Below are 10398 nucleotides of genomic sequence, written 5' to 3'. Positions count from 1 at the left end.
GTTATAATTTGGAGCAATATATCCAAATATCTCTTTTAGACGATTGGATATTTCATCATTTATGACTTTATTTCGATATTTGATACACATGATCAGATGATAATGCAGTATAAATACTGAATGATTATTAGTGTCAAAATTCATTGTGTTTGTAACCTTTTGTTTATTTAAGACTGATTACATTATAACGTAAAGTTACATATGAATAAATGCCGTGTTTATCACAATTCATCCCACCACCTATAGATGTGGGGGATTTCTTGCTCACGGCATATTAAAATTTCAAAAAATTATTTGTTGTTACGGATAAAAGTAAAATAAATCGAAAAATTTGAGGATAATAAAATGAAAACAGTTACACCGGATTATTATAAAGATTTTAAATGCATTGCGGAAAAGTGCGGAGATACATGTTGCGCGGGCTGGGATGTTGACGTGGATGAGCGGTCTTACGAATTCTATAAGGAGCAAAAGGGAGAAATCGGCAAACGTCTGTTAAATGTGATGATACCAAAGAAAGACGGGGGTTGTACCTTCAAACTTACAGAAAATATGCGATGTCCGTTTCTCGATAAAGACAATTTGTGCGATATATATAAAGAACTGGGCGAAAACGCCTTATGTGAAACCTGCGATGAATTTCCCAGATTTAAAAATGAATACGGTTCGACAAGAGAAATCGGAGTTGCTCCTTCTTGTCCGGTTGTGGCGGAAATGTTTGTAAATATCGGAAAAACGGAGCTGGTTTCCGAATTGAATGATGAGACGGTGAAGACATACAATGACATTGACGCATCTGTTTATTTCGAGTTAATTCATCTGAGAAAAGATATTTTTAATATTATATTTGATAAATCACGGGGAACTCTTTCGGAAAGGCTGATACAAATTTATAAAAAAGTATTTATTTGGGAAAATGATGAAGAAACCGAAGATTTATCGGAAAATAAAAAGCCGGATTACGATATTGAATATATGTTAAAGCCTTTTGATGGCTATGAAATAATAAATGCCGATTGGCATAAAAAGCTGGAAGAATATAATGCATATAAAAATATCGGAGATGAAGAAAAAACAGTTCTGAAAGAGCATATTGTAAGCATTGAAAACAATAATTATTCATTTGAAAATCTAATGTTCTATTATGTCTACAGGTTTTTTCTACAGGCAGTGTATGAAGACAATGCGGTTGTTCAGATAAAAAAAGCAGTAGTGGCGTATATTGTATGCAGAAAACTCTGTGAATCATATCTTTATGTACATAAAGATATTACCGATGAAAACATTGCCGATATTTTTCATTTGTATTCGAGGCAATTCGAACATTCCTATATTAATTATGAATATGTTACGGAGCAGATGGGAAAAAGTGAATTATACGGAGACGACATACTTACGGGAATACTCCGTGACATGTAATATTTAAGAATATAAATTGTAAAAAAATCACCTTTAAATTGTTACCGGGCAAAAATCAATAGAAAACAGCTATGGATTAATGATATAATCAAATACAATTATTTTAAAAACTTTAGTTATTGTAAAATATGGATTAATTATTATTGTATATTTTTATTATATTGTATCAGAAGGGGTTAGGAGTGAATATGGGCAATATTGAAGAAAATGCAAATGAACTTAATCATAAACAGGTTGGGATATCTCACGGTCATACTCACGACCATGAGCACAGTCATTCAAAATCAAATCCGAATCATTTTTCGGAAGATATTGATGAAGATTGCCATAAGAAAATGCATGAAGAAGGCTTTGCACATGTCCACATAAAGGATCATGGTATTGTTAAAGTCAGAATAGCAACTCAGGAAGAGATAGACAACAAGATACAGTTTATCGACAAAGATGCGCATACTCATACGCATACCGACGGTTCCGAACATGGGCACAGTCACGATCCCGCCCATACAAAAAAGATACTTAACAGATTCAGCCGAGCAATAGGACATATGCAGCATGTAAAATTAATGGTTGAAAACGGGGTTGACTGCTCCGATGTTTTGGTACAGCTTGCGGCAGTTAAATCTTCCGTTAACAACATAGGAAGGGAAATACTTAAAGAGCACCTCACACATTGTATTATCGATTCGGTTGAGCACGGTGATGATGATGTTATCGATACACTCAATCAGGCGCTGGATCAGTTTATGAAGTAATAAATTTATCATTGCACAGGATAATTTTGTTATGTATAATCAGAAAACATGTTATATAAGAATGATTATGGCTAAAAGATAATCTTGCAATCATGAAGGAGAGAAAAATGGTTAGATCTTATAGTGTAACTTATCCTAAAAATAAGACTATCAGCAGTGAAGAAGCTGATGCAATTTTGGAAGATATCAGAAAGAATGAAAAGGTAAAATCTGTTGAATTATTTAACGATGCACACGTTTTGCAGGTAGAGGCGGATGAGGATGATTTTGAATCCGTAATGACGGATATCGTTAATTTGTTCAGAAGATTCGATGAAAAAGATAAGTGTGTTATTTCTTATGACTTCCAGCTTAATAGTTTAGAATGATGTGAATATGATGAGTAACGATAAGAATAAAGAAATAGAAAGAAGAAGGACTTTTGCGATTATTTCCCACCCGGATGCAGGTAAAACAACTCTTACGGAGAAGTTTCTGTTATACGGAGGAGCGATTAACCTTGCAGGTTCCGTTAAGGGAAAAAAGACGGCTAAACATGCTGTGTCTGACTGGATGGAAATTGAAAAGCAGAGGGGTATTTCGGTAACGTCATCCGTTATGCAGTTTGAATATGACGGATATTGTGTAAATATTCTTGATACACCGGGACATGAGGATTTTTCGGAGGACACATACAGGACGCTTATGGCGGCAGACTCTGCAGTCATGGTTATTGACGCCTCCAAGGGTGTTGAAAAGCAGACGATTAAACTTTTTAAAGTTTGTGTTCTGAGACATATCCCAATATTTACATTCATCAACAAGATGGACAGACAGTCAAAAGATCCGTTTGAATTGCTTGATAATATAGAAAGCATACTCGGAATCAGCACATGTCCGATGAACTGGCCTATAGGATCGGGAAAAGAATTCAAAGGCGTATTTGACAGGGAAACAAGAGAAGTAAACATGTTTACCGCAGAGATGAACGGGCAGAAAGAAGTTAATACCTGGAATGTTTCAATAGACGATCCTTCAATAGATGATCAGATAGGTGATTATTTCAGAGAAAAACTTGAGGAAGACATGGAACTTCTTGAAGGCGCCGGAAGTGAGTTTAATTTAGATGAAGTAAGAGCAGGTAATCTTACGCCTGTATTTTTCGGTTCCGCCCTTACCAATTTCGGAGTTGAAACATTTTTACGCCATTTCTTAAAGATGACGGAATCTCCGGCTTCAAGAGAGTCAGACTTAAGAGTTATAGAGCCGGAAACCGAGGATTTCAGTGCATTTGTATTCAAAATTCAGGCTAATATGAATAAAGCCCACAGAGACAGGATAGCATTTATCAGAATTGTTTCCGGAGAATTCGATGCGGGTATGGAAGCCTGGCATGTCCAGTCCAACAAGAAGATTAAGCTCTCACAGCCTACGCAGATAATGGCAAGTGAAAGGCATATAGTAGATAAGGCATATGCGGGCGATATTATCGGTATTTTCGATCCGGGAATATTCTCCATAGGCGATACTTTATGCAGCTCAAAGGATAAGTTTGCATTTGAGGGTATACCTACATTCCCTCCGGAACATTTTGCAAGAGTAAAACAGCTTGATACAATGAAAAGGAAGCAATTTGTAAAGGGAATTACACAGATTGCCCAGGAAGGTGCTGTTCAGATATTCCAGGAATATATTACCGGAATGGAAGAGATTATAGTAGGTGCGGTCGGCACGCTTCAGTTCGATGTTTTAAAGTTCAGACTCGCAAGTGAATATAATGTTGACATCGGTCTTGAGCAGCTTCCTTATGAATATATAAGATACATAAGTAATCAGGATGAATTCGATCCGGACTCAATAAACGGAACATCTGATATGAAGAAGATTCGTGACTTAAAGGGCAATGTTCTTCTTTTATTTGTTCACGAATGGAGTATCAGAATGGTTCTTGAAAGAAATAAGGGATTGGAGTTATCCGAATTCGGAACAGGCGGCCTTAAGAGAGAATAAGTAATATGAAACCTTCAAACGTGAGGGAACTGTTGCTTTATAATAATAATTATACTGATTATGAAAGATTAGCGGGTATACGGGAAAGTGTGCTTGCTAATCTTTCTGATATAATGACAGTTTCCCGTAAAAGTGTTTTAAAAAATAAAGTTAATACGGAAAACGGTCCCATAGGAACAATGGGAGAGAGTATATTGCATAATTGTCTGAAAAGATATATGGATGATAATATTGATAATCACGAAGTATATGTGGACAATTATTTTGCCGATATACAAAACGGTAATACTATTACGGAAATACAGACAAAAAGCCTGTACAAATTAAAACCTAAACTAAATGTTTTCCTGGAAAATTATAATGTATGCATAGTTTATCCTCTTATAAATAATAAATGGATAACATATATTGACATAAAAGATATAAAGAGCGGTAAGTTCGACATTGAACGGTTTATGGAGTCCGGTATCAGAAAATCACCGTTTAAAGGTAATATTTATGATGTATTTGACGAACTTTACGGCATAAAGGATTATTTAATACACAAAAACATAAAGATTCACATATATGAAATGGATATTCTTCAAATAAACAGCAATATGCCCATAAGAAACGGGAAGAGAAGACCATATTCAAAATTAAATAAAATTCCTTTGGGAATTAATAATATTTATACAATAGACAGATATGAAGATTGGATTCAATTCTTGCCGTTAGAACTGGGAGATGAATTCACGTCAGGTGATTTTTCTGAATGCTGTAATATTTCATCATATCAGTCATCTATATCGCTTCGTGTATTGAACGATATAGAGGTGGTGAAAAGAGTAGGCAAGAAGGGAAGATTCTATCTTTACAATATTAACGACAAATTGATAAAGATGTAAAAATATTTTGATGACAGGGTTTTTCGTTCATTAAATCAGATCAAGTACTTAGGTTTTATGCTGTTCACTGTAGAATGTTTTAGGAATATTTTAAGACATATTAAAAAATTAATACAAATATATGAATAATGTAGTATAATTAACAAAGTAAATGGGAAAGTTTTGTTTGGAGGATTTGTATATGAAGAAAATTTTATTAATAGGCTCATTAGCTGCTTCGGGAGTTATATTTGCAGGATGCGGAAGCAATAACGGCGGTTCAGCAAGCAATGTTACCATAGATTCCGTTATGGAAGATACAAAGACAGCCATGGCGTCCGTAAAATCCGTTACAACAAAAATGAATGTAGATTTTGACCTTAAGGTATCGGCTTCCGTTAACGGACAAAGTCAGGATTTTAACATGAAGATGTCCGGAGAAGGAACAATAGAGGCTGTATTGGATAAATTTGCTTCACATCAGGTTTATAATATGAAACAGAGTTTCTCAGGTGTGGAAAGCGAGACAAAGTCAGAAATATATATGGCTGTTAACCCAACTGACAGCAAAAAAGTTGATATTTATTCAACCAATTCAACAGGGGGAACTTCATCAGACTGGACTAAATCATCCGTTGATTATGAAAAGGCAAGTGAACAAATAAATATTAATCTTTATGATTTGTATAAAGATAACAAAGCTTCATTTTCCATGGACAATAAAACCCAAACCTATGAGGGAAGCAACTGCTATGTCGTAAAGGCCGACATTGGGTTTGATCAGATTTCAAAATATTTGGCTAATTCCGGTAATGATTTTAGTCAGCTCGGGCTCGACGGTGTTTCGGATATAATGGCGAAGACGGTATATTATATCGATTCCGAAACAAAGGAAGTAAAGGGCGTTGAAGTTGATATGGCAGAGTCAATAAAGTCCATATTTGAAGCAGCGTTGAAAGAGCAGTTGGATTCATCAGGCGGAAAAATGGATATAAAAGTTAACTCATCTAAAATTACGACTGTTAACACATACAATAACGTAAAATCGATTGATATTCCAAAGGAAGTAACCGACAGCGCTAACTGATCTTATTAATTTGAAAACAGGAAAGTCGATTATGACGGATTTTCCCGTTTCGTATCTTTTAATATTGTTGTAAAAACACTTGATACGATACAAGTATCAGGTGTTTTTATTTAATATGGTAAAATATATTTGATTTGAATAAGTCATGGAGGGGAAGATGAATAAGTTATTTTTGACAGGAATAGTGACAACAATGGGTGCCGCGGGAATGGTATTGTCAGGATGCGGAGCCGCGGCGCCTGCATCAAAAGAGGCATTGATAGAAGACGGATTGAAGAAAATTGCCGAAAGTTCTTCATTATCCGCAACTATAGGTCAAAATTCAAAAATCAATGTTGTAGTTGCGGATAAAAACATAGATTTGAATTTGAAAAATAATATTGATATTGAACAAATGCTTCCTGACGGTTCAAGTCACATTAAAGGTGATACCGAACTTTCGGTAAGCGGATTTAAAGAAAATTCTGCATTGGAAATGTATATAGTTGAAGAGGGTGATAATGTAAATGTTTACACCGGAACAAAAACCCTTTCAGGTGACAATTTGACATGGAATGTATACAGTAAAAAGAAAAGTGATACAACCGCTGAATTTGATCCCGGTAAGATAACGGAAATAATAAACGGAATCAAAAACGTAAATGATAAACTGGAGTTAAAAGAAGGTACGGAGCAATATAACGGCAGTGAGTGTTATGTGATTTCCGGAAGCTATACCCTTACCGATCTTACAAAGGGAAATGAAGAAATTAACAAGGCATTTGCCGACGGGTTAGGCGTTTTGAACGGAAAGAATATTTCAAGTGATATTTTAAATAACGTAAAGTTTAATTCGGATATTTATTTTGATAAGAAGACCCATGAAATTAAAGGAATTAAATTTGATTTGGGGGATTCAATGACAGAGGTAATTAATTCTCTGATAGGCTCCGTCTCTGATAAGGCAGCAGGTAAAAAAACATCGATTTCTATGGATAACGCGGTAGTAGAATTTAAAATCAACGGATATAATAATGTAAAAGAAATAACGGTTCCGGATGAAGTAAAGAATAATGCGGAAAAAGTAGTGAACAATACCTGATTTCAGAGCTAATGAGTACCGAACTTACATGATTATCCGCGGAAAGACAAAAACAATAAAATAAAATTTAACATAATGTCCTCTTTTTCAGAGCAGCGTCGTAATTTTAATGCGTGGCGAAGTTCTGAAAAAGAGGTTTTTTATTAAAAATAAAATATATATGTTAAATTATTAACATATTATGTTAATTAAATAACAATTTCATGATAAAATAGCATTGTCATCTTTATAACAAAGTATTTTGACATTATAAATACGGAGGTGCAATGAGAAAAAGCAAGTTATTATTATGGTTGACGGCAGTAATTACGCTGTTTGTGTCACTGTTCACAGGAGGTTTGGTATACGCCCAAAATCAAACTGAAGATAATGGATATGTTTTGAATTTCGGAATAACAAGAAAAGCCATGACAACTTATGACTATCCGAACGGAGCATATGCCAATTATTGGATGACTCAACCGGAAAATGATATTTTTGACCATGATAACTGGAATTTAAGAGATTTTACGGTTGATTTTGAACTTCATATTGACGGACAAAGTGAGACATTGATTAAACAAATGTCATATACGTCAGAGGATTATACCTGGCACGGTGATATTTCTTTTGAAAATATCAATATTCCGTATGAACGGGTCGATGTGGAATATTACGGCTCGGAAGACGGAAACGATATTGAGCCGTATCTTTTGCATTATGATTTATATTTGAAAAAATCTGACGGAAAAATGATATTAAGTGTTCCGAGATTAAAGTTGAATGAAGGTTATGTTACAGATCCCGTAAACGGAAAGAAGGCACTTTTGGTTACGGATATGAATGTGACATCAAAGAATCCGCACATCAAAGAAATATATCTGGACGGACAGTCGGGGAACGATTCTAATGACGGAACAACTTCGGAAAAGGCGGTAAAAACATTTGAAAAGGCAAAGGAACTTTCGCTGACCAATCCGACAATAAAAAATATTATTGTTGTGGGCAGAACCGAAATTAGCGGAGACATTTCATTAAAGGGCACTAATGCAAAAATAATAAGAGGAGCCCGATTCAACGGATATTTATTCAGTGTTGAATCAGGCAATACGGTTACGCTGTCTGATGTAATAATTGACGGTAATACGGAAAATAATAAGAACATTGAAAATTCGCTCATCAGCGTAAAAAGCGGTGCGAAAATAAATATATCTTCCGGGGCGATATTAAGAAATAATAAGATTAAAGATATAGTAAACACTTCTACCAACGGCGGAGCGATGAATGCCGTGAGAGCAACCGTCAATATGGACGGCGGTATTATTGAAGGTAATCAGGCCACATACGGAGGAGGAGTCTATTTATACGGTTCCGTTATGAATTTTACGGACGGAGTGATTCAAAATAATTATTCAAAGCGTGTAACAGACAGAAGTACCGTGCCGAGTCAGTTTTATTCGGCAGGCGGAGGTGTATTGGCGGATCAGGGCAGTACAATTAATATGTCGGGAAACGCGAAAGTAATTAATAATTATTCAAATGAAATAGGCGGCGGTATCAGTCTTGGTTCAAATCAATGGGGTGACGGTAATGTTTTGAACATGAACGGAGGAACCGTTGAAGGGAATACTGCCGGTTCATCAGGCGGCGGAATATTTATACAGGCCAAATATTACTTCGGAGGAGTATCTAAGGCATATATTTACGGCGGAAGTATAATAAACAATAAAATGGACGCCACGGGATATACGGAAAATTCTTTCGGAGGCGGGGGTATCTATGTAAACGGTGCCAACGACATGTACGGTGTAAACGGTGCAAACGGAGAGCTGTATTTAAAGAATGTTATTATAACGGATAACACGTCTAAGTCAGACGGAGCAGGTTATGCCGCCTGTCCGATATCAAAAACTAAAATTTATATAACCGACGGAGCTGCAATTTACGGAAATCATAAAGGAAATGAAGGAAGTGAAATATTTATTTTGCAAAGTAATTATTTCGGTTTACACAGCGGCAATCCGGAATATGAGATTTCCAAGAGGATGTTGGGAGGAGTTTCATATAATTGGAAAAACAGTGATAATTCATATTTGAAGGAAGAAGATCACAAGGGTACATTGGAAAATAACAACTATTTGCTTCTTCATACGGATGAAACAGGAAATGAATTAACTTCTCGGTTGGGAAAGGTAATAATAAGCGGTAATGTTTCAGAAACAAGGGGCGCCGGTATCGGAAGCAACGGTACTGTTACAATAGGTACACCGGAAGAAATTACGAATATAGCTGCAGAGAAGATATGGAACGATGAAAATGCGTCTGATAATCGTCCGGAATCTGTTTCCGTAACGTTAACCGGTACCGTCGGAGGCAAAGAATATGATATACAAACCGAAAGATTAAGTGCGGATAACGGATGGAAAACTGAATTTAAAGATCTGCCCGTAACCGCAAACGGTGAAAATATTATATATTCCGTAAAAGAAGAACATGTAAACGGATATGTAGGAACAATCAGCGGGGATCAGCATGATGGATTTAAAATCACAAACAGCCCTGTAGAGGACAAAACAGATATAAAAGTTACAAAAATTTGGGAAGATGACAACAACCGCAGCGGAAAAAGACCTGACAGCGTAGATGTACAGCTTGTGGCAGACGGAGAAGACGTAAACGGAAAAATAATTACATTAAATGAAGATAATAATTGGACAGGTTCATTTACGAATTTAGAAAAATATAACAATAAAAATGAGGAGATTACATATACGGTAAGAGAAGTGAATATTAGCGAAGATTATGAAGAAATAATATCGGGAAGTGCGGAGAGCGGGTATCTGATAACTAACAGAATGAGACCTGAAATTCCTCCGGAAACTCCTGATTCTCCGCCGGAAACGCCGGGTGAAACTCCCGACATACCTCTGAAAGAACAGAATAAGGGCAGTTCACCTAAAACAGGTGATGCATTAAATGTATTGCCTTATTTTGTTGTATTAGGCATAGCAATTATATCTACAGCAATAATTTATTCCGTAAAAAACAAACATAAACATCGTATGTAATAAGTGTTTGAGAACATAGGCAATCAGGCCTGTGTTCTTTTTGTTATTTTGTTGTCTTCAGTAATATTGTCGATTTATTAATTATAGGTTAATCGACCGATATTACGGAATAATAAAAATAAAGATAAGGATAATATTTCTCCCGCTATTGACA

Annotated in this window: 9 protein-coding genes; 8 read left to right on the top strand and 1 reads right to left on the bottom strand. The window is 35.7% G+C overall.

Going from position 1 to position 10398, the window contains the following annotated elements; all coding sequences use genetic code 11:
* On the bottom strand, nucleotides 1-144 hold a 144-nt coding region (locus ACYQ1N_RS07365; protein WP_459834405.1), incomplete at its 3' end, for a transposase.
* 201 nt (nucleotides 145-345) lie between these two features.
* Here ACYQ1N_RS07365 and fliB point away from each other — a divergent pair.
* From fliB to ACYQ1N_RS07325, 8 genes are all read left to right on the top strand, one after another.
* Nucleotides 346-1419, top strand: a complete 1074-nt coding sequence (gene fliB / locus ACYQ1N_RS07360) for a flagellin lysine-N-methylase (RefSeq protein WP_459834445.1) — start codon at nucleotides 346-348, stop codon at nucleotides 1417-1419.
* 188 nt (nucleotides 1420-1607) lie between these two features.
* A complete protein-coding gene (locus tag ACYQ1N_RS07355) occupies nucleotides 1608-2174 on the top strand; it encodes a metal-sensing transcriptional repressor (protein ID WP_459834443.1) in 567 nt (188 codons plus the stop codon).
* Between the two features lie 107 nt (nucleotides 2175-2281).
* A complete protein-coding gene (locus tag ACYQ1N_RS07350) occupies nucleotides 2282-2542 on the top strand; it encodes a hypothetical protein (RefSeq protein ID WP_459834441.1) in 261 nt (86 codons plus the stop codon).
* A gap of 10 nt (nucleotides 2543-2552) precedes the next feature.
* Complete coding sequence (locus ACYQ1N_RS07345; protein ID WP_459834447.1) at nucleotides 2553-4163, top strand: peptide chain release factor 3; 1611 nt, start codon at nucleotides 2553-2555, stop codon at nucleotides 4161-4163.
* Nucleotides 4164-4168: 5 nt separating this feature from the next.
* A complete protein-coding gene (locus tag ACYQ1N_RS07340) occupies nucleotides 4169-5050 on the top strand; it encodes a DUF8091 domain-containing protein (RefSeq protein ID WP_459834439.1) in 882 nt (293 codons plus the stop codon).
* Between the two features lie 181 nt (nucleotides 5051-5231).
* Nucleotides 5232-6116 carry a DUF6612 family protein gene (locus ACYQ1N_RS07335; RefSeq protein ID WP_459834437.1) on the top strand — a complete coding sequence of 295 codons (885 nt, stop codon included), beginning with the start codon at nucleotides 5232-5234 and terminating at the stop codon, nucleotides 6114-6116.
* A gap of 157 nt (nucleotides 6117-6273) precedes the next feature.
* Nucleotides 6274-7197: a hypothetical protein gene (locus ACYQ1N_RS07330; protein WP_459834435.1), complete on the top strand. Its 924-nt coding sequence runs from the start codon at nucleotides 6274-6276 to the stop codon at nucleotides 7195-7197.
* Nucleotides 7198-7463: 266 nt separating this feature from the next.
* Nucleotides 7464-10244: a Cna B-type domain-containing protein gene (locus ACYQ1N_RS07325; RefSeq protein ID WP_459834433.1), complete on the top strand. Its 2781-nt coding sequence runs from the start codon at nucleotides 7464-7466 to the stop codon at nucleotides 10242-10244.
* Nucleotides 10245-10398: the final 154 nt, after the last annotated feature.

This window comes from Howardella ureilytica (assembly GCF_054657495.1).
This window is presented reverse-complemented; position numbering and strand designations above follow the sequence as displayed.